Genomic DNA, 18342 nt, shown 5'->3' on the forward strand with positions numbered 1-18342 from the left:
GCCGTGTCCCGCTGATTGACGGCCGGGCCACACCCCGCCGATCGTTATCACGAGAGGAATTGACCGATGACCTACACCCATGCCATCACCGTCGACCTGTCCTATCAGGACGCCGTCGAGCGCACTCGCGAGGCACTGTCCGAACAGGGCTTCGGCATCCTGACAGAGATCGACGTCCGGGCCACGTTCGAGAAGAAGCTGGGGGCCGAGGCCGCCGAGGCGGTCGGCGACTACGTGATCCTGGGTGCCTGCAACCCCGGTCTGGCCAGCAAGGCACTGGCGGCCGAACCGGAGATGGGTGCGCTCCTGCCGTGCAACGTGGTGGTCCGCCGAGCCGCCGGTGCGAGGGCGACCACGGTGGAGGCCATCGACCCACAGACCATGGTCACCCTGAGCGGGAGCGGTCCCGTCCAGGAGGTGGCCGACGACGCCGGCACCCGGTTGCGGTCGGTGCTGGAGTCCCTGCGCGCCCGCGACGGGGGCCTGCAGGGCACACCCTAGGGAACGGAACCACACGAGCGAGGAGAACGTCATGATGTGGGGCGACGGCATGGGCTGGGCGATGGGCTGGGCCTGGCTGTTCTGGATCCTGCTGATCGTCGGGGTAGTCGTGCTGGTGATCCTCCTCGTCCTGGTGCTGGTCCGCGGGGGCCCGGGCGCGGGCCGCCCGGACGGGCCGCGCACCCCGCCGGCCGGTGCGGCGACGTCCAGGGCCCGGGAGATCCTCGAGGAGCGCTACGCCCGCGGGGAGATCAGTGCCGAGGAGTTCCACGAACGCCGGCGCACCCTGGAGGGAGAGACGCCGTGAGCCAGCCCACCCGGCGGCAGGTGATCGGGTGGGGACTGGCCGGCGCCACGATGACCGCGGTCGGTGCCATCGGGCTGTGGCAGGGGCGCCGTCCCCAGGGCGCGCCTCGTTCTCCGCGGATCCGTCCGACGACGGACGGATCCGCCGCAGGGGACGGGACCGGTCCGGGGGCATGGGCCGAACCACAGGTGCTCGCCAGTGCCGACGGAGTGCTGGAGCTCGGCCTGGAGGCTGCACCGACCACCGTCACGATCGATGGCCGGTCCGCCAGCGTGTGGACCTTCAACGGTTCGCTCCCGGGCCCCACCGTGGAGGTCTCCGCCGGGGACACCCTGCGGATCCGCATGAGCAACCGCCTGGCCGGACCCACCAACCTCCACGTCCACGGCCTGCACGTCTCCCCCCGGGGAGCCGGCGACGACCCCTTCGTGACGATCGCCCCGGGGGAGGCCCACGACTACGAGTTCGTCCTGCCGGACGACCATCCGCCCGGAACCTATTGGTACCACCCGCACCACCACGGCCACGTGGCCGAGCAACTCGCGGCCGGCCTGTACGGGGTGATCATCGTCCGGGACACGCAACCGGTGCCGGTCACGCGCGAACGCGTCCTCGTGGTCTCCGACCCCCTGCTCACGGCCGACGGGGACCTCGCGGAGCCGTCGCCGAGGGAGCGGATGATGGGGCGGGAAGGCCGGCAGGTGCTGGTCAACGGCCAGGTGCGGCCGCGACTCGAGGCCGCACCGGGGGAGCGTGAGCGCTGGCGGATCGTCAATGCCTGCCCCTCCCGTTTCCTGCGCCTCAGGCTGGAGGGCCAGACGATGCTGCTGCTGGCCCGGGACCAGGGCCGGCTGCGCGAACCCGTGGAGACCTCGACGGTCGACCTGGCGCCGGGCAACCGGGCGGAGATTTTGGTCGAGGCCACCGAGGGCACCTCCACGCTCGTGGCCGCCCCCGTGGACCGCGGGGCGATGCCCGGGATGATGGGCGGGAGGCGTCCCGGGGGTGGCGGACCCCTGGAGCTGTTGCGCCTGGAGGTCGGCGGGAAACCGGTCGACCGGCGCGGTGCGGTGGAGGCGGTGCCGGAACCGCGGGACCTGCGGGGGGAAGACGTGGCCCGACGGCGCACCCTCGACTTCGCGATGGGCGGTATGGGAGGGGGGATGATGGGCAACGGTGCCATGATGTCCTTCACCATCAACGGCCAGGAGTTCGACGCCGAGCGCACCGACGTCAGCGTGCGCGCCGGAGATGTCGAGGAATGGACCCTGGTCAACTCCTCGCCCATGGATCACCCGGTCCACCTGCACGTCTGGCCCGTCCAGGTGATCGACGACGGCGACGGCGCGCAGGACGAGCCCCGCTGGGCCGACGTCGTGAACGTCCCGGCCTTCGGGCAGGTGAGGGTCCGCGTGGCCTTCGGGGACTTCACCGGCCGCACCGTGTTCCATTGCCACATCCTCGACCACGAGGACCTCGGCATGATGGGCACGATCGAGGTGGCCTGAACCCGTCGAGCCGCCTCTCCGGGATCCGCGCCCCGCCGCCGTCGGCCGGGGCGCGGACCGGATCAGAGGGAGTCGAGCATCGTGCGCATCTGCGCGATCTCCGCCTGCTGGGCGTCGATGACCTCCTGGGCCAGCGCCTGTGCCTGCGGGTTCTGGCCGGTCTCGACCTGCTCCCGTGCCATCTCCACGGCACCCTCGTGATGGGTGGTCATCTGTTCCAGGTACAGGCGGGCGGCCTCGGTGCCCTGGGCCTGATCCAGCCGGCGCATGTCCTCGTCGCTCATCATGCCGGTCATCCCGGAGCCTGTCCCCGCGCCATGGTCCATGCCCTCCACCTCGGCCTCTGAGGCTGCGCTGGCACCCCAGGTGTCGAGCATGGTGTGCATCCGGTCGATCTCCGGGCCCTGGGCGTCGATGACCTGTTGCGCGAACTCCGTCACCTCGGCCGGGATGTCGGTCTTGCCCAGCAGCATCTCGCTCATCTCCACGGCCTGCTGGTGGTGGGGGATCATCATCTGGGCGAACATGACGTCGGCGTCGTTGTGCTCTGCCGAGACCTCCCCGGTCGAACCCGAGGCGGTGCGGGTGGGGGTCGGTGAGGCCTCCGCCGCCGAGGTGGTCGGTGTCGAGGTGGTGCCCGTACCACCGCTGGTGTCGGTGCCGCCGCAGGCCGTCAGGGCCAGGGCCGCGGTCAGGGCCAGGCCGGTCAGGGTGGTGGTGCGCTTCATGGGAGTGGTTCTCCTTCGTGGTGGGGGGTGGGTCAGTGGGTGGCAGCCCGGACGGCCCGCCGGTCGGCGTGCCGGTCCTGGGCGCCGAGTGGGGCCAGATGGGCGGGGTCGAGGGTGATCCGGCGCAGCAGCTGGGCGTTGAGGGCCACCACGATGGTGGAGGCCGACATCAGGATCGCGCCGACCGCGGGGGAGAGCACGAACCCGAACGGGGCGAGCAGGCCGGCGGCCAGCGGGACGGAGATGACGTTGTAGCCGGCGGCCCAGACGAGGTTCTGGATCATCTTGCGATAGCTGGCGTGGGAGAGCTCGATCATCGACAGCACGGCACGGGGGTCGTTGCCGGCCAGGACGACGCCGGCCGATTCCATGGCCACGTCGGTCCCGGCGCCGATGGCGATGCCGACGTCGGCGCGGGCCAGGGCCGGGGCGTCGTTGACGCCGTCACCGACCATGGCCACGCTCAGTCCGCGGACCTGCAGGTCGGTGACCTTGGTGTCCTTGTCCTGGGGGAGGACCTCGGCGAAGACCTCGTCGATGCCCAGGTCCGCCCCCACGGCCCGGGCGACCTGGGTGGCGTCGCCCGTGATCATGGCCACCGTGACCCCCCGGTCCTGCAGCGCCTTCACGGCGGCCCGGGACTCCGGACGGACCTGGTCCTCCACGGCCAGGGCCCCGATGACCTCACCGTCGGCCACCACGTGCAGCACCCCGGCGCCGCGGTCAGTCCAGGACCGCGCGGTCTCGGCGATCTCCACGGGGGTGTCCACCCCGTACTCGCGCAGCATGTTCGGCCCACCGACGAGCACCTCCGCCCCGTCCACGATGGCGCGCACCCCGCGGCCACTGGCCGCGGTGAAGCCGGTACCGCGCAACCGCTGGGCGGAGGCCTCCGGGTGCGCGGTGGCGGCGGTGACGATGGCACGGGCGACCGGGTGCTCGCTGTCGGCCTCGGCCGCCGCGGCGACCGCCAGCAACCGCGCCTCGGAGACACCTGGCATCGGGGCGGTGCCGGTGACCGCGTGGGCACCCTCGGTCAGGGTGCCGGTCTTGTCGAAGAGCACCACGTCGATGGTGCGCATCCGTTCCAGGGCCAGCCGGTCCTTGATCAGCACCCCCGAGGCCGCCGCCTTCTCGGTGGAGATGGCGATGACCAGCGGGATGGCCAGGCCCAGGGCGTGCGGGCAGGCGATGACCAGCACGGTCACCGTCCGGGTCACGGCGTCGTCGGGACTGCCCAGCACGGTCCAGACGATGGCGGTGAGGATGCCCGCGACCAGGGCGAACCAGAACAGCAGGGCCGCCGCCCGGTCGGCGAGGGCCTGGGCGCGGGAGGAGGACTCCTGGGCGTCGGCCACCATCCGCTGGATACCGGCCAGGGCGGTGTCGGCTCCGATGGCCTCGACGCGGACCCGGACGGAGTTGTCGGTGGCCACGGTGCCGGCGACCACGGTCTCACCCTCACCGCGGGAGACCGCCTGGGACTCCCCGGTGATCATCGACTCGTCGAACTCCGCGGCCCCCTCCACGATCTGTCCATCGGCGGGGACTCGGGACCCGGAGCGGACCAGGACGGTGTCCCCGACCGACAGGTCGGCGATGGGCACCGTCACGGTGTCCCCGTCCACGATCTTCTCGGCCTCGTCCGGCAGCAGCGCGGCCAGGGCGTCCAATGCCGAGGAGGCCGCGCCCAGGGCGCGCATCTCCATCCAGTGTCCCAGCAGCATGATGGTCACCAGCAGGGCCAGCTCCCACCAGAAGTCCAGGTCGAACCCGCCGATCCCCAGGGTGGTCACCCAGGACGCCACGAAGGCGACCGTGATGGCCAGGGCGATCAGCAGCATCATCCCCGGTTGGTGGGAGCGCAGCTCGGTCAGCCCGCCCTTGAGGAACGGGGCGCCGCCGTAGATGAAGATCACCGTGCCCAGCACCGGAGCGATCCAGGCCGAACCCGGGAACTGGGGGAGGTGGTAGCCCAGCAGGTGGGCGACCATCGGGCTGAAGATCACCACCGGGATCGACAGGATCAGGGACCACCAGAAGCGGTGCTTGAACATGGCCACGCTGTGCCCGGCGTGCTGGCCGTGGGAGTGGACCTGGTGTTCCTCGTCCACTGCCGAATGCGGGAGCCCCTGCGGCATCGCCTGGCCATGGGTGTCGTGGCCCCCGTGACCGGCATGCTCTCCATGCCCGGTATGACCGGCGTGCTCGTCCGGGCCGTGGTGATGGGCGGGACTCATGGCGTTCCTTCCACTCGGCGGCGGACCAGCCGAGATGATGGGCGGTGGGTCGGACAGTGCGGACGGTGTCGCCGGAGACCGCGCGGCTGGCGGACTCAGCGACGGTGGGTCTCGGACTCCTTCCCGGGGTTGCCCCGCTGGTCACCCTGCGAGGCCTGACACGTCCGGTATATACCCCCCTGGGGTATGTTGCAAGGTGTGACGGTTCCTGGTTCGCCGCGGGTGGAATCGGCGGAGAGAGGCAGCGTGAGGGTGAAGGCGGCCCCGCGCCCGGTCCCGTCCGAACGGGCGGTCAGGGCGCCGCCATGGGCCTCGACCAGGGCCCGGGAGATGGCCAGGCCGACCCCGGAACCGCCGCGGTCACGGTCTCGGGCGGAGTCCCCCCGGTAGAAGCGCTCGAAGACGTGGGGCAATTGCTCGGCGGTGATGCCGTCCCCGGTGTCGGAGACGGTGATGCTCGCCCGGCCCGTGGAGTCCAGGTCCGTGCTCAGCACGACACGGCCGCCGGCCGGGGTGTGGCGCAGGGCATTGGCGAGCAGGTTGTCCAGTACCTGGCCTATCCGATCCCGGTCCGCGATGACGAACGCCTCATGTCGGACCTCGACGAGGAGATCGACCCCCTTGGCCACGAAGGCCTCGTGATGGGCCTCGGCGGCGGCGTGGGCCAGTGGCACGATCCCCCGGCGGGCACGGTCCAGGTCGAGGTGTCCCTCCTCGGCCCGGGAGACCTCGTGCATGTCCTCGACCAGTCGGGCCAACCGGGTCAGTTGGTCGGCCATCACCGTCCCCGTCGCCGTGTTCCACTCCGCGACCCCGTCGTGGAGGGCGTCGAGGTAGACGGCGAGCACGGACACGGGGGTGCGCATCTCGTGGGCCAGGTCCGAGATCAGGCGACGACGGGTCCGCTCGGTGCCGTCCAGCCGTTCGGCCATGGTGTTGAAGGCCGCAGAGACCGCATCGACCTCCACTCCGGCATCCGTGGACGGGACCCGCGTGCTGTAGTGACCGGCGGCCATCGAGGCCGCAGCGGAGGTGAGGGCGTCAAGGGGCCTGCGGATCCGGCGGGCGAACAACCAGGCCACCGCCGTGGCCAGGGCCAGGGCGGTGGCCAGGCCGGCGCCCAAGGCCCACAGGGTGGCGTCGCGATAGGCGTTCTCCACGTGCAGCACCTGGCTGGGATCAGGAGCCACGTCGGCGCGGAGCAGGTGGTCATGGAACACCGCGGGGCCGATGATCAGGGCGACCAGGACGGCCGCCAGGATACTGGCGGCCACCACGAGCAGTTGCGCGAGGAAGAACCGGGCCGCCAAGCCCCGGGCGCGATCGGGTCTGCTCACCGGTGCACCATCCGGTAACCCACCCCGCGCACGGTCTCGACGTAACGGTTCGGGTCGGCTCCGAGCTTGCGGCGCATGTTCCCCAGGTGCACGTCCACGATCCGCTCGTCCCCCACCCACGCCGGATCCCAGACCAGGTCGATCAGCGCCCGACGGGAGAGGGCCTCCCCGGGGCGGGTGGACAGGACCGCCAGCAGATCGAACTCGGTGCGGGTCAACCCCACCGGCCTCCCGCCCACGCGCACCTCGTGGGCCGCGAGATCCACGAGGAGGTCCCCGAAGGACCGCACCGCCTCCGGGTGGCCCAGGGTGGTACGGGGCCTGCGCAACACCACCGCCACCCGGGCGACCAGCTCCCGCACGCTGAAGGGCTTGGTCAGGTAGTCGTCGGCGCCCACCCCCAGGCCCTCCAGTTTGTCATGCTCCTGACCGCGAGCGGTCAGCATCACCACATAGCACTGGGAGAAGGCCCGCAACCGTCGGCACACCTCGATCCCGTCCATCCCGGGCAGGCCCAGTCCAGCACGACCACGTCGGGGTCCTGGGCCCGCACCGCCTCCAGGGCCTCCGGGCCGGAGTGGACGGTCGAGACGTCATGGCCGGCCCGCTGTAGATACGAGGCGACGATCTGCGCCAGGGCCTTCTCATCATCCACCACCAGAACTCGCCCCACGGCAGACTCAGCGACAGGGTTCACACCCTCAGTGTGCCTCGTCGTCCTTCCGTGACCGCCGCTGGAGCGGTGTGGAGCCCCGATCTTGTCCACACCTTCAAATCAGCCAGCAGGTTCTCGCGGGAGACGATGGACCCCCGCCTCGGTGTGCGGTAAGCGAATGATCCTGGGCGGCAGTGCCCCGCTCGTCCTCCTTCCGTGGACGATGGACGCGGTGGTCCGGCCTGGAGGTGCCGGAGGGATCAGGCGTCGATCACCAGGTCGGTCCGGGCGGTGGAGCAGCAGGGCAGGAACTTCCCTGCATCGATCTCTCGTTGACGGATCCCGCCCTGGTGGTTCATCTCGACCTCGCCGGAGAGCTTGACCACCTTGCAGGAGCCGCACATTCCCTCCTTGCAGTTCGCCCCGATCCTCACACCCGCACGCTGGGCCACCTCGAGGATGTGGTCGGCGGGGTCGATGCGCACATTGACCCCGGTGCGCATGAAGGACAGGGTGAGGCTTCCCGTGCCGACCGTGTCGAAGCCCGAGGCGTCGACGGTCTCGGCCTCCGTCTCCACATCGGGACCGCCGTCGGGACGTGAGGTCTCCGGGTCGGCGGCCTCCAGCGGCAGCCCTGCTGCCTCCAGGGTCCCCTCGGCGTCATAACCCGGCTCGTAGAGCTCGAACGCGGCGGGCTGGCTGTCGTAGTAGTCCTCGGCGGAATCGGCGATCTCCTCGGCGATCTCCTCGGCAATGTCCGCTGCCAGCGCGACCTCCGCCTGGTATTCAAGGAGCGTCTGGCGGTCTCCCGAGAAGAACTCCATGTGGATGGAGGTGTCGTCGACACCGACCTTCTTGAGGAGCTCAGCGGCGGTGTTGAGATAACCCTCTGGTCCGCAGGCATAGACCTGGCGGCCGTTGGCGTCGGGAGCGACCTCCTCGAGCATGGCCGACGACAGCCGTCCGGTGAGCCATTCCCAGCCCTCGGGCGTGTTGCGGTCGCCCAGGGACCAGAAGACCTTGATGCGCGGGTCCACGGAGGCGATGTAGGCCAGCTCCTGGTGGAAGGCATAACCGCCGGCCACCGCTCCGTGGTACAACACCACGACGTCGGCCTGCCCGGGCAGGGAGTGGATGGTCCGCACCATCGACATGATGGGGGTGATACCCGCGCCGGCGGCCAGCAGGAGATATCGTGCCCGCCGGTCGGCGTCAGGCAGGTGGAATGCCCCCACGGGGCCGAGCATCTCCAGGACGGTGCCGGGTCTGACGTTCTCGTGGACCCACGGTGACACGAGTCCCGTGGGGTCGCGCTTGACGGAGATGTCGAAGGTCCACGGTCGCGTGGGTGAGCTGGACAGCGAGTAGCTGCGGTCCGCAGGGTCCTGGTCCGCGCCGTTCACCGGAAAGGCGACGTTGACGTACTGGCCAGGACGGAACGCCAGCGGCGCCCCGTCGCAGCGGCGGAAGACGAAGGTCATCATGTCACCGGCCTCGGGAATGACCTCGACGCATTCGGCCATGAACTCCTGGGGATGCCAGGGGCCCAGGGCGCGGGCGGCGCCTGCGGGCCCCTCGGTGGTGGCCATCACCCGGTTCCACGGCATCTCCAGGCCGCGGATGCGCTGTGGTTCCACGGTGGCCGTTCCCGTGACGAGGTCGGTCATGCCAGGTGCTCCTGCACGCGCTGCACGTACCAGTTGATGAACGCCTCGACCTGGTACTCGCTCTTCATGTACGGTCCGGGCTGGTAGGCGGGGCTGCCGGCGCCCTGCTGGCACAGCTCCACGAACGCCTTGTCCTGCAGGTTGGTCTGCTTCCAGGTGTAGGTGAGTTTGTCCAGGTCGTAGTCGACGCCCTCCTCGGCGTCGTCAGCCACCAGCCAGGTGGTGCGGACCAGCGTCTGGTGCTCGTTGATGGGGAAGACACCGAACGTGATGACGTGGTCCCCGAGGAAGTGGAACCAGCTGTTGGGCTGCAGGTGCATCGAGCAGCGGCCCAGACGGAAGTCCCGCAAGTCCCCGAGCAGCTTCTTGGACAGCCGGCGGCCGTCGGGGGAGAAGGATTCGCCGTCACCGTCGAGCGATTCACGGGAGATGCGGATGCCCGCGATGCGCGTGTCCAGCTCCTCGACGACCTCGTACGGAAGACCGTAGCGGCGGCAACGCTCCTCGAGTGATGACTGTGCTTCCTTGTTGCGGTCCCACACCTCCTCGAGATGGGGCGGGATCAGGCCCTCCGTGAGGCCCCAGGTGGGAAAGAGGGAACAGGCGAGCTCCGGGTGACCGTCGCAGTGGTAGCACTCACGGTTGTTCTCCATGACGAGCTTCCAGTTGCCCTCTTCGACGATGTTCTGCTGGTAGGCGATCTTCGTCTTCGACAGGTCGTGCGGTGCGAGGTAGGGCTCGAAGATCTTCGAGGTGTCGTCGAAATCCGTCGGCGGCTCATCCGCGATGCAGACGAAGATGAGTCCGGCGACCACGCGGCTGTGGGCGCGCTTGAGGCCGAAGCAGCCCTTGTCGAACGTCGTTTCCCCCGGGGCCGAGGCATGGATGAGGTCGCCGTTGGGGGAGTAGGTCCAGGAGTGATAACCGCAGACCAGGTTTCCCGTGGTCCCCGCGGGGTCGGTCAGGACGCGGGCGCCGCGGTGGCGGCACACGTTGTGCAGGACGTTCACGCCGCCGTCGTCGTTGTGCAGCACGATCAGGGAGTAGGGACCGTAGTCCACGGTGACGTAGTCACCCGGTTCCGGGAGTTCGGCGATGCTGGCCGCGAAGATCCAGTGCCGTCCGAAGATGGCCTGCATGTCGATGCTGAAGATCGTCGGATCCGTGTAGAAGGGTGCGTCGAGGGAGTATCCGGCGCGCCGGAACTCGAACAATTCCGCGATCTCCGCCAACTGCTCGGCGGGCACGGAAGACGCGAGCTTTCCACGTGCTGTGGGGGACACGTTCACTGGAGCAGACATGTGGTTCCTCCCGGGAGGGTTCGGTGAGTGGGGGATCCGTCGGCACCCCGCTGGGGCGCAACCGGTGTGGTCGAGACGTCCTATATGTGAGATTAGGCACATCCGCTCTGCGGTAAAAGCGCAAGATCGTGGAGATAACCGTGCACAATATGTGCATGATCGATGCACGTCTCGTCACCCTCCGGGTGTTCGCCCGCTGTGGCACCATCGGCGCGACCGCGGAGCTCACGGGGTACTCCCCCTCCGCCGTCTCCGCGCAACTGAGGGGCCTCCAGCGCGAACTGGGAATGCAGCTGCTCACGAAGGACGGGCGAGGGGTGAGACTGACCGCCACGGGCCGGTTCCTCGTGACCGGTTCGGACACCCTGATCGCGGAGTGGGAGAGCCTGCGCACCGCGGCCATGCAGGCCGGTGACCAGATGCCGTCTCATTTCGGCCTCGGCGGATTCTCCTCGGCGGCCGCCCAGCTGCTGGCACCCCTGGCCGCCACCCTGCGCGCCTCACGCCCCCTGATGGAGGTGCAGGTGCTCGAGGCCGACCCGGCCCGCTGCTTCGACCTGTTGGTCGCAGAGCGCATCGACCTGGCGGTCATCGTCGCCATGCAGTCCGACACCCATGCCGAGGACGATCCGCGCTTCGAGCAGACGGTCCTGCTGGACGATCCCCTGGACGTGATCATCCCCGCCGACCACCCGTTGGCATCGCGGGCCACGGTGACGCTCGAGGAGCTGGCGTCGGAACCGTGGATCACCGAGGCCGCCGGCTCCACCTACCATTCGCTGTTCACCGCGGCGTTCCGCGCCGTCGGCGTGACGCCGCGCATCGCCCATGAGGCCGTCGAGTGGGAGACCCAGATCGCCTTCGTCGGTGCGGGGCTGGGCGTGGGACTGCTGCCGCGACTGGCGCCGCTGCGAAGTGCCGAGAACGTCGTCCGGCTGCGCCTGACCGGCCGGGGTAAGCCTGCGCGCCGCATCGTCGCCGCGGCGCGCCGGGGCAGCATCACCTCACCGCTGATCCAGGAATCGCTCGGCATCCTCCGGGTCAGCGCCGATCGAATCCTCGCCGGTCGGCCGGCAGACGATCTCTGACACCGGGAGGCAGTTCGAACACCCGCCGGGCGGCGTGACCAGGGATGGAAGGGCGCGAGCGAGGACGAAGGCGTCGGCACCCGGTTACACAGCGAGTGGCTGGGCCCGCACCGGGCCCAGCCACCTGCCCTGGGGAAGGGCTCCAGCTCAGAAAGAGCCGCCTGCTAGCTGCTCCCGGGTTCCGCGCGCCGGGCCTCGACGATGGGCATGCTCCCCGAGGGAGTCGCTCCGAGACATGCCGACTCCGAGCACCGCTCGGCGCAGTCGTGCTTGGTGACGAGGTCGAACTGCGCACCACCGTGCTGTTCCACGCCCGTGCGTATGGCCCGCTCCACGACCGACGTGGCCAGGCGGCGCCTCAAGGAGAGGGGGTCCCGGCGCAGGTCCTTGGTGAGGGCGAAGCAGAGCAGCATCATGACGATGACGAACGGTAGCGCTGCCACGATGGTGATGCGTTGCAGCCCGGCCAGGGCTTCCGAGGGCTCATCACCGCCGGCCAGCAGCATGACCGCGGCCACGGCGCCGGTGAGGCAGCCCCAGAAGATGACCACTCCGCGGCGGGGGTGTTCGGCTCCGTTGGAGCTGAGCGAACCCATCACGATGGACGCCGCGTCGGCACCGGTGATGAAGAAGATGGCGACCAGGACCATGGCCAGGGCGATGACGGCAGTGGTGGCCCAGTCAGGCATGCTCAGGTTCTTGACGAGGTCGAAGAGTGCTCCGTCGAAGTTGACGGACGGTGCCCCGTCGACCATGGTCACCAGGCCGGGCGCACCCTCCTGGTCGGCCTCCTGCTGGACGTGGAAGGCGGCGCCGCCGAAGACGGCAAACCAGACCACGCTGACGACACTGGGCACAAGCAGCACTCCGGTGACGAACTGGCGGATGGTGCGGCCGCGGCTGATGCGGGCGATGAAGAGTCCGACGAACGGGGTCCAGGAGATCCACCACGCCCAGTAGAAGATGGTCCAGCTGGTCATCCAGCTGCGCAGCGACTCATCGCCGACCGCTTCCGTCCGGGACGACATCTCGGCCAGGTCGCGGGCGTAGTCGCCGATCGCGGAGGGGATCAGGTTGAGGATGAACAGTGTGGGGCCGGCGACGAAGACGATCAGCGCGAGGACGACGGCCAGGACCATGTTGATGTTGGAGAGCCACTGGATGCCGCGGCTGATGCCGGAGACGGCGGAAGCGACGAAGCACAGTGTCAGGACGGCCACGATCACCACGAGCACGGGCGTGCCGACGTCCCCGAACCAACCGTTGGAGGTCAGGCCGCTGCCGATCTGCAGGGCGCCCAGGCCCAGCGACGCGGCGGTCCCGAACAAGGTGGCGAAGATGGCCAGGATGTTGATGAACTTCCCGAGGGGACCCTCGACCCTCCGGACGCCGAAGAGTGAGGTGAAGGCGACGGAGATCAGTTGCCGGCGGCCCAGGCGGTAGGCGCCATAGGCCATGGCGATGCCGACCACCGCATACATGGCCCAGGGATGCAGGGTCCAGTGGAAGATCGAGGTCGCCATGGCGGTCTGGATGGCTTCGGGGGTCCGGCCGTCCACGGTGCCGGGCGGTGGGGAGACGTAGTGGTAGAGCGGTTCGGCCACCCCGTAGAACATCAGCCCGATGCCCATGCCCGCGGCGAACATCATGGCGACCCAGGACACCGTCCGGAACTCGGGTTTCTCGCCGTCCTTGCCCAGCGGGATGTTGCCGAACTTGCCCAGGGCCAGCCAGAGGACGAAGACCACGAAGAGCGAGGCCAGGAACATGAACAGCCATCCCGTGTACTCCATGACCCAGTTGAGAGCACCCGTGGACGTCTCGGACAGGCTGTCGCGTCCCACGAAGCCCCAGACGACGAAGGCGAGGGCGATGACGCCCGTGATGCCGAACGTGACCTTGTCGAGGGTGAGCCTGTGGTTCCGGCGCTCGGCCACTGCCTGCTCGGTCCTGGCATGACGCAGCTCTTCGAGGATCTGCTCGCACTCGACGTCCGACGGGGGGAGCCCACCCTCCTCCTCGTCCGGATCGAGGACAGGGAGGTCTGTGTCTGCCTCACTGGAGGCACTCATGGTTGCCTCGCTCTTCTCCCGGAGTGCTGGTTCCTCGGCACGAGGGACCTCCGCCAACGCATCGTCGGCACGCAACTCATCGGGTGTAGGGGATTGCTGGACGTTCCTGAAAGCCATGTGTGGGTCCTTTGCTCAGTGAGGCATGGTCCTGGCGGCTGCACATGGCCCGCGGGCGTCCCCCCGGACGGAGGGCCGGGGGCCTCGTTCGCTGTGCTGTTCATGCTGTTACCGTCGATGACCGGTTCGGGGGCACGAGGCGCGATGATCATGCGGCTCGCCGGGTCATTGCCTCTGGTCAGTCGAAGACGACGGTGCGGTTGCCGTCGAGCAGGACGCGGTGCTCGGCGTGCCAGCGCACGGCCCGGCACAGCGTGGAGCCCTCGACCTCGCGGCCGAGGTTGACGAAGTCGCGGGCGGACTGGGCGTGGGTGACGCGCTGGACCGTCTGGTCGATGATGGGGCCCTCGTCCAGGTCCGGGGTGACGTAGTGGGCGGTGGCGCCGATGAGCTTGACGCCGCGTTCGTGGGCCTGGTGGTAGGGCCGGGCGCCCTTGAAGGAGGGCAGGAAGGAGTGGTGGATGTTGATGGCCTTGCCGCCGAGCCGGCGGCACAGGTCGTCGGAGAGCACCTGCATGTAGCGGGCCAGCACCACGAGCTCGATGTCGTAGATGCGCACGAGCTCCATGAGCTTGCGCTCGGCCTCGGCCTTGTTGTCCGTCCCGTCCTCGTTCTTCACCAGCGGGATGTGCACGTAGGGGATGCCGTAGAAGTACGCCATCGGCTGCAGTTCGAGGTGGTTGGAGACGATCACCGGGATGTCGATCGGCAGCGTGCCGGTCCGGTGCTGGAACAGCAGGTCGTTGAGGGTGCGCCCGTCCGTGGAGCACATGACCAGGGTGCGGGTCTTGGTGGTCGCCTCGTGCAGGTGCAGGTCCATGCTGAACCGGTCCCGGATCGGGGCCAGGGCGTCCTGGACGGCGGTCAGGGCGGTGTCGGTCGTGAACTCGACGCGCATGAAGAAGGTGCCGGTGTCGGGGGAGTCGAACTGCTGAGAAGAGGTGATGTACGCGTCGACGTCCAGCAGGGCGCCGGAGACGGCGTGCACGATGCCCTTCTGGTTGGTGCAGGACAGGGTGAGCACCAGGCCGGGGGAGGCGGGGCGCGTCCCGGAACGCAGGGGAGCGGGGACCGTGGCGGTCGTGGTGGTGCTGGTCATGGGGCGTGTCACCTTATTCGTGAGGGAAGGCCGGGTGGCCTCCGGTAGCTGGTGGGGCGGTGAGGGGTGAGGGCCGCTGGGCGGTCCTCAGAGGGCGGCGATCACCATGTCCTCGAAATGGGTCACGTGATCCGCGGCGAGGCGCTCTGCTTCCTGGGCGTCCCCGTCGAGGACGGACCGGATCAGGTCCACGTGCTCCTGCACGTGGGGTTCCATGGTGCCCAGGCGGGGCAGGACGTGATTCCACATCCGCATGGACAGGGAGAAGTACTGGATGAGGCTCTCCTCGATGTAGCGGTTGCCCATGGCGCGGTAGATCGACTCGTGGATCCGCGCATCGACCTGCATGAGGTCGGAGGAGGATCCCGGCTCCAGTGACTGCACGTCCATCAGGCAGGCCTCGAGGTCCCGCCGGTCCGCCTCCGTGGCGGACAGTGCGGCCCGCCGGGCGGCATAGCCCTCCAGCAGCCTGCGGGCGTCGGAGATCTCCCGCAGGTCGCGGATGGTGACCTCGGGAACGAAGGTTCCCCGATGTGAGTAGATGGTCAGGAGGCGTTCCGATTCCAGTCTCTTGACGGCCTCGCGCAACGGCGTCCGGCCGATGGACAACTCGGCCATCAGCGCTTCCTCGTCGAGGGGGGACCCGGGTGCGAGCCGGTTGTCGATGATCCGGGTGCGGATCTCCTGGTACGCGCGCTCTGCCAGGGTGGTTCGCTTGGGTGATTTCTCGACGGTGTGCATCGACGCTCCTTGGGCCATCTCCACGTGTGGGATAGAGCCTAGGAGGATCGAGGCCGGCCGCCGGGATGATGGCCGTGGCGCCGGTGAGGGTTCACCGGCGGGTCCGCCGAGGGGCGCCGGGGGCGTCCCGAGGGGTGACGCCGCGTGGGTGATGGACAGCGGGACGCTCATGCGAGGGACTTCTCCTTGGTCTCGGGGCCTTAGGCGACGGACGCCGTGAGGCCGAACAATAGGAAGCTCGCCACGAGGAGCACGGTCGTATGAGAGCCACATGCAACACATATATGACGGATGCCGAAGAACGTAACCCACATCACACCGCCGCGCAAGAGGTTCACCCAGCCTGATTTTGCCCCTTGACGGAACGTGAGGCGTGTCACTACGTTGCTCATATATGACTTGTGTATGGCATCCCCTCGGGGACCGAAGGATTGGACACCACCATGGAATCTCCGCGCGTCGTGGTCATCGGAGCCGGCATCGTCGGAGCCAACCTGGCCGATGAACTCACCCAGCGGGGCTGGACGGATCTCACCGTCCTGGACCGCGGGCCCATCCCCTCCACGGGTGGCTCGACCTCACATGCTCCAGGGCTGGTCTTCCAGTCCACCCCCTCGGAACTGCTCTCCGAGCTCGCGGCCTATACGGGGAGCAAACTCCTCGGCCTGGTCAAGGACGGCGCGGCCGCGTTCAACCCCGTGGGCGGGCTCGAGGTTGCCACCACGCCCGAGCGGCTGGCCGAACTGCACCGCCGGAACAACTTCAACGCCTGCTGGGGCGTGGAGTCTCGGGTCGTGGACGCCGCGGAGGCCAAGCAGCTGCACCCCCTGGTGGATGAGAGCCTGCTGCTGGGCGGGTTGTACGTGCCCACGGACGGGCTGGCGTCCTCCCTGCTGGCGGTCGAGCTGCTGCGCCAGCGGGCCGAGTCCCGCGGTGCGGTGTTCCGGGAGAACACGCTGGTCACGGGGATCGAGGAGTCCTCCGGGCAGGTCACCGGGGTCAGGTGCGGGGATGAGTTCGTCCCCGCGGACATCGTGATCTGCGCCGGTGGTTTCTGGGGACCGGAGCTGGGGGAGATGGCCGGGATGACCATTCCCCTGGTGCCGATGGCCCACCAGTATGTCCGGACCACCTCACTGCCGTCCCTGCGGGGCGAGACGGAGGAGGCAGTGGGCACGGGCAACAATGCCCGGTTGCCCATCCTGCGGCTCCAGGAGGACAACCTCTACTTCCGTCAGCACGGGTCCCGGATCGGTATCGGCTCCTATGGGCACCGCCCCATCCCGGTGCGTTACGACGAGATGCCGCAGGAGGTCGACGTCGAGAACGACCGGATGCCCTCCCGGCTCCAGTTCACCCCCGAGGACTTCGCCCCCGCCTGGGACGACAGCCGGCGGCTGCTGCCCGAGCTGGGACAGACGAGCGTGGAGGATGCCTTCAACGGCATCTTCTCCTTCACGCCGGACGGCAACTCCCTCGTGGGCGAGGCCTCGAACGTGTCCGGCCTGTACGTGGCCGAGGCGGTCTGGGTCACCCATTCGGCCGGCGTGGCCCGTGCCCTGGCCCAGGTGATCGTGGACGGTCACAGCGACGCCGACCTGCGGGAGATGGACCTGCACCGCTTCGAGAAGGTCCAGCTCGAGCAGGACTACATCCAGGAGACCTCCGCCCAGAGCTTCGTCGAGGTCTATCACATCAAGCACCCCCTGCAGCCCAAGGACTCCCCGCGGAACCTCCGGCTCTCCCCGTTCTTCGAGCGGCAGCAGGAGCTGGGGGCGTTCTTCCTGGAGGCGTCCGGCTGGGAGCGCCCGCAGTGGTACGAGGCGAACGCGTCCCTGCTGGAGAACCTGCCGGACGAGTGGCTGCCGCCCCAGCGTGACGCCTGGTCCGGTCAGTACTACTCGCCCATCAGCGCGGCGGAGGCCCACGCCACCCGGACCAACGTGGCGATGTACGACATGACCGCCCTGCGCCGGGTGGACATCACCGGTGAGGGTGCGGAGTCCTTCCTGGACACCCTGACCACCGGGAACATGCGGCGGAAGGTCGGCGCCGTGGCCTACACGCTGATGCTGGACGACGCCGGGGGCATCCGCAGTGACATCACCGTGGCCCGGTTCGGCCCGGAGCGGTTCATGGCCGGCATCAACGGCGGGATCGACGCGAACTACCTGGCCGTCCAGGCCCGGAGGTTCACCGAAGCCCACCCGGAGTGCCCGGTGACGGTCGAGGACATCACCGACGCCACCTGCTGCATCGGCCTGTGGGGCCCCAACGCCCGCACGGTGCTCCAGCCGCTGACCGACCAGGACCTCACCAACGAGGGCCTGCGGTACTTCCAGGGCGTGGAGACCCAGATCGCCGGGATCCCGGTCCGCCTGCTCCGGCTCTCCTACGTGGGGGAGCTGGGATGGGAGATCTACGCCGCCGCCGAGGACGGGGCGCGGCTGTGGGATGCCCTCTGGGAGGCCGGTGCCGCCCACGGGATCATCGCCGCCGGGCGGGGGGCCTTCAACAGCCTGCGGCTGGAGAAGGGGTACCGGTCCTGGGGCACGGACGTGCACACCGGGCACTACCCCGACCAGGCAGGCCTCGGCTTCGCCGTCAAGAAGGACAAGGTGGGTTACGTGGGCGCCCGGGCCCTGGCCGAGAGGGCCGGACTGGCTGGCTCCGGTCAGGGCCGGGCCCTGCGCTGCCTCACCGTGGACGACGGGACCACGGTGCTCACCGGCAGGCACGAACCGGTCCTGGTGGACGGCACGCCGGCCGGCTTCGTCACCAGCGCCGACTTCGGCTACACCGTGCACCGGCCCATCGCCCTGGCGTGGGTCCCGGAGGACCTGGCGGTCGGTGACCAGGTCACCGTCCGCACCTTCGACCGGGAGGTCACGGCCACCATCAGCGAGGAACCCCTCGTGGACCCGGCGATGGAGAAGCTGCGTTCCTGACCCACGCCGGCCGACGGGCTGGCACGTGGGCGG

Annotated in this window: 14 protein-coding genes and 1 pseudogene; 5 read left to right on the forward strand and 10 right to left on the reverse strand. The window is 69.2% G+C overall.

All coding sequences use genetic code 11. From position 1 onward, the window contains the following. Positions 1–66 precede the first annotated feature (66 nt). From Q0283_RS09245 to Q0283_RS09255, 3 genes are read left to right on the forward strand one after another with little or no spacing between them, the layout of a single operon-like run. The gene (locus Q0283_RS09245; protein ID WP_183525156.1) at positions 67–501 is read left to right on the forward strand and encodes a DUF302 domain-containing protein; all 435 of its coding nucleotides are present in this window, start codon (positions 67–69) and stop codon (positions 499–501) included. A 31-nt stretch (positions 502–532) separates the two neighbouring features. Then, a complete protein-coding gene (locus Q0283_RS09250; RefSeq protein WP_183525159.1) occupies positions 533–808 on the forward strand; it encodes an SHOCT domain-containing protein in 276 nt (91 codons plus the stop codon). After that, complete coding sequence (locus Q0283_RS09255; RefSeq protein ID WP_298044310.1) at positions 805–2316, forward strand: multicopper oxidase family protein; 1512 nt, start codon at positions 805–807, stop codon at positions 2314–2316. Before Q0283_RS09250 ends, Q0283_RS09255 begins: the two co-directional genes overlap by 4 nt. 62 nt (positions 2317–2378) lie before the next feature. Here the strand turns inward: Q0283_RS09255 and Q0283_RS09260 are convergent, their stop codons facing one another. From Q0283_RS09260 to Q0283_RS09285, 7 genes and pseudogenes are all read right to left on the reverse strand, one after another. Beyond that, entirely contained in the window at positions 2379–3044 is a 666-nt protein-coding gene (locus tag Q0283_RS09260) for a DUF305 domain-containing protein (RefSeq protein ID WP_298044311.1), read from the reverse strand. A gap of 32 nt (positions 3045–3076) precedes the next feature. Beyond that, complete coding sequence (locus Q0283_RS09265; RefSeq protein WP_221243528.1) at positions 3077–5101, reverse strand: copper-translocating P-type ATPase; 2025 nt, start codon at positions 5099–5101, stop codon at positions 3077–3079. 278 nt (positions 5102–5379) lie between these two features. Beyond that, positions 5380–6621: a cell wall metabolism sensor histidine kinase WalK gene (locus tag Q0283_RS09270; RefSeq protein ID WP_298044312.1), complete on the reverse strand. Its 1242-nt coding sequence runs from the start codon at positions 6619–6621 to the stop codon at positions 5380–5382. After that, positions 6618–7019, reverse strand: coding sequence for a response regulator transcription factor (locus Q0283_RS17620; protein WP_366134262.1), 402 nt, complete (start codon positions 7017–7019; stop codon positions 6618–6620). Before Q0283_RS17620 ends, Q0283_RS09270 begins: the two co-directional genes overlap by 4 nt. Beyond that, positions 7020–7387 (reverse strand): annotated as a pseudogene (locus tag Q0283_RS17625) (response regulator); the annotation flags it as partial. A 149-nt stretch (positions 7388–7536) separates the two neighbouring features. Next, entirely contained in the window at positions 7537–8943 is a 1407-nt protein-coding gene (locus Q0283_RS09280; protein WP_183525172.1) for a ferredoxin reductase, read from the reverse strand. Continuing rightward, positions 8940–10244, reverse strand: coding sequence for an SRPBCC family protein (locus Q0283_RS09285; protein ID WP_183525175.1), 1305 nt, complete (start codon positions 10242–10244; stop codon positions 8940–8942). Before Q0283_RS09285 ends, Q0283_RS09280 begins: the two co-directional genes overlap by 4 nt. Before the next feature lie 155 nt (positions 10245–10399). Between Q0283_RS09285 and Q0283_RS09290 the strand changes: the two genes are divergently transcribed. Next, positions 10400–11332, forward strand: coding sequence for a LysR family transcriptional regulator (locus Q0283_RS09290; protein WP_183525178.1), 933 nt, complete (start codon positions 10400–10402; stop codon positions 11330–11332). A gap of 164 nt (positions 11333–11496) precedes the next feature. Here Q0283_RS09290 and Q0283_RS09295 read toward each other — a convergent pair whose 3' ends face one another. The 3 genes from Q0283_RS09295 to Q0283_RS09305 form a co-directional block, all read right to left on the reverse strand. Continuing rightward, a complete protein-coding gene (locus Q0283_RS09295; protein ID WP_255459418.1) occupies positions 11497–13404 on the reverse strand; it encodes a BCCT family transporter in 1908 nt (635 codons plus the stop codon). A 295-nt stretch (positions 13405–13699) separates the two neighbouring features. Continuing rightward, positions 13700–14620, reverse strand: coding sequence for a formyltetrahydrofolate deformylase (gene purU / locus Q0283_RS09300; RefSeq protein ID WP_298044314.1), 921 nt, complete (start codon positions 14618–14620; stop codon positions 13700–13702). Between the two features lie 87 nt (positions 14621–14707). After that, positions 14708–15361, reverse strand: a complete 654-nt coding sequence (locus tag Q0283_RS09305; RefSeq protein ID WP_183525187.1) for a GntR family transcriptional regulator — start codon at positions 15359–15361, stop codon at positions 14708–14710. A 443-nt stretch (positions 15362–15804) separates the two neighbouring features. Here Q0283_RS09305 and Q0283_RS09310 point away from each other — a divergent pair, with 443 nt between their 5' ends. Beyond that, positions 15805–18309: an FAD-dependent oxidoreductase gene (locus Q0283_RS09310; protein ID WP_183525190.1), complete on the forward strand. Its 2505-nt coding sequence runs from the start codon at positions 15805–15807 to the stop codon at positions 18307–18309. The last annotated feature ends 33 nt before the right edge of the window (positions 18310–18342 follow it).

This window comes from uncultured Citricoccus sp., from assembly GCF_937871995.1.
Lineage (GTDB): Bacteria > Actinomycetota > Actinomycetes > Actinomycetales > Micrococcaceae > Citricoccus.

What these genes read in the sequence shown, in the direction of transcription:
- Q0283_RS09245 (WP_183525156.1), top strand. Translation starts at nt 67, where the DNA reads ATGACCTACACCCATGCCATCACCGTCGACCTGTCCTATCAGGACGCC.
- Q0283_RS09250 (WP_183525159.1), top strand. Translation starts at nt 533, where the DNA reads ATGATGTGGGGCGACGGCATGGGCTGGGCGATGGGCTGGGCCTGGCTG.
- Q0283_RS09260 (WP_298044311.1), bottom strand. Translation starts at nt 3,044, where the DNA reads ATGAAGCGCACCACCACCCTGACCGGCCTGGCCCTGACCGCGGCCCTG.
- Q0283_RS09265 (WP_221243528.1), bottom strand. Translation starts at nt 5,101, where the DNA reads ATGTTCAAGCACCGCTTCTGGTGGTCCCTGATCCTGTCGATCCCGGTG.
- Q0283_RS09280 (WP_183525172.1), bottom strand. Translation starts at nt 8,943, where the DNA reads ATGACCGACCTCGTCACGGGAACGGCCACCGTGGAACCACAGCGCATC.
- Q0283_RS09285 (WP_183525175.1), bottom strand. Translation starts at nt 10,244, where the DNA reads ATGTCTGCTCCAGTGAACGTGTCCCCCACAGCACGTGGAAAGCTCGCG.
- Q0283_RS09290 (WP_183525178.1), top strand. Translation starts at nt 10,400, where the DNA reads ATGATCGATGCACGTCTCGTCACCCTCCGGGTGTTCGCCCGCTGTGGC.
- Q0283_RS09295 (WP_255459418.1), bottom strand. Translation starts at nt 13,404, where the DNA reads ATGAGTGCCTCCAGTGAGGCAGACACAGACCTCCCTGTCCTCGATCCG.
- purU (WP_298044314.1), bottom strand. Translation starts at nt 14,620, where the DNA reads ATGACCAGCACCACCACGACCGCCACGGTCCCCGCTCCCCTGCGTTCC.
- Q0283_RS09305 (WP_183525187.1), bottom strand. Translation starts at nt 15,361, where the DNA reads ATGCACACCGTCGAGAAATCACCCAAGCGAACCACCCTGGCAGAGCGC.
- Q0283_RS09310 (WP_183525190.1), top strand. Translation starts at nt 15,805, where the DNA reads ATGGAATCTCCGCGCGTCGTGGTCATCGGAGCCGGCATCGTCGGAGCC.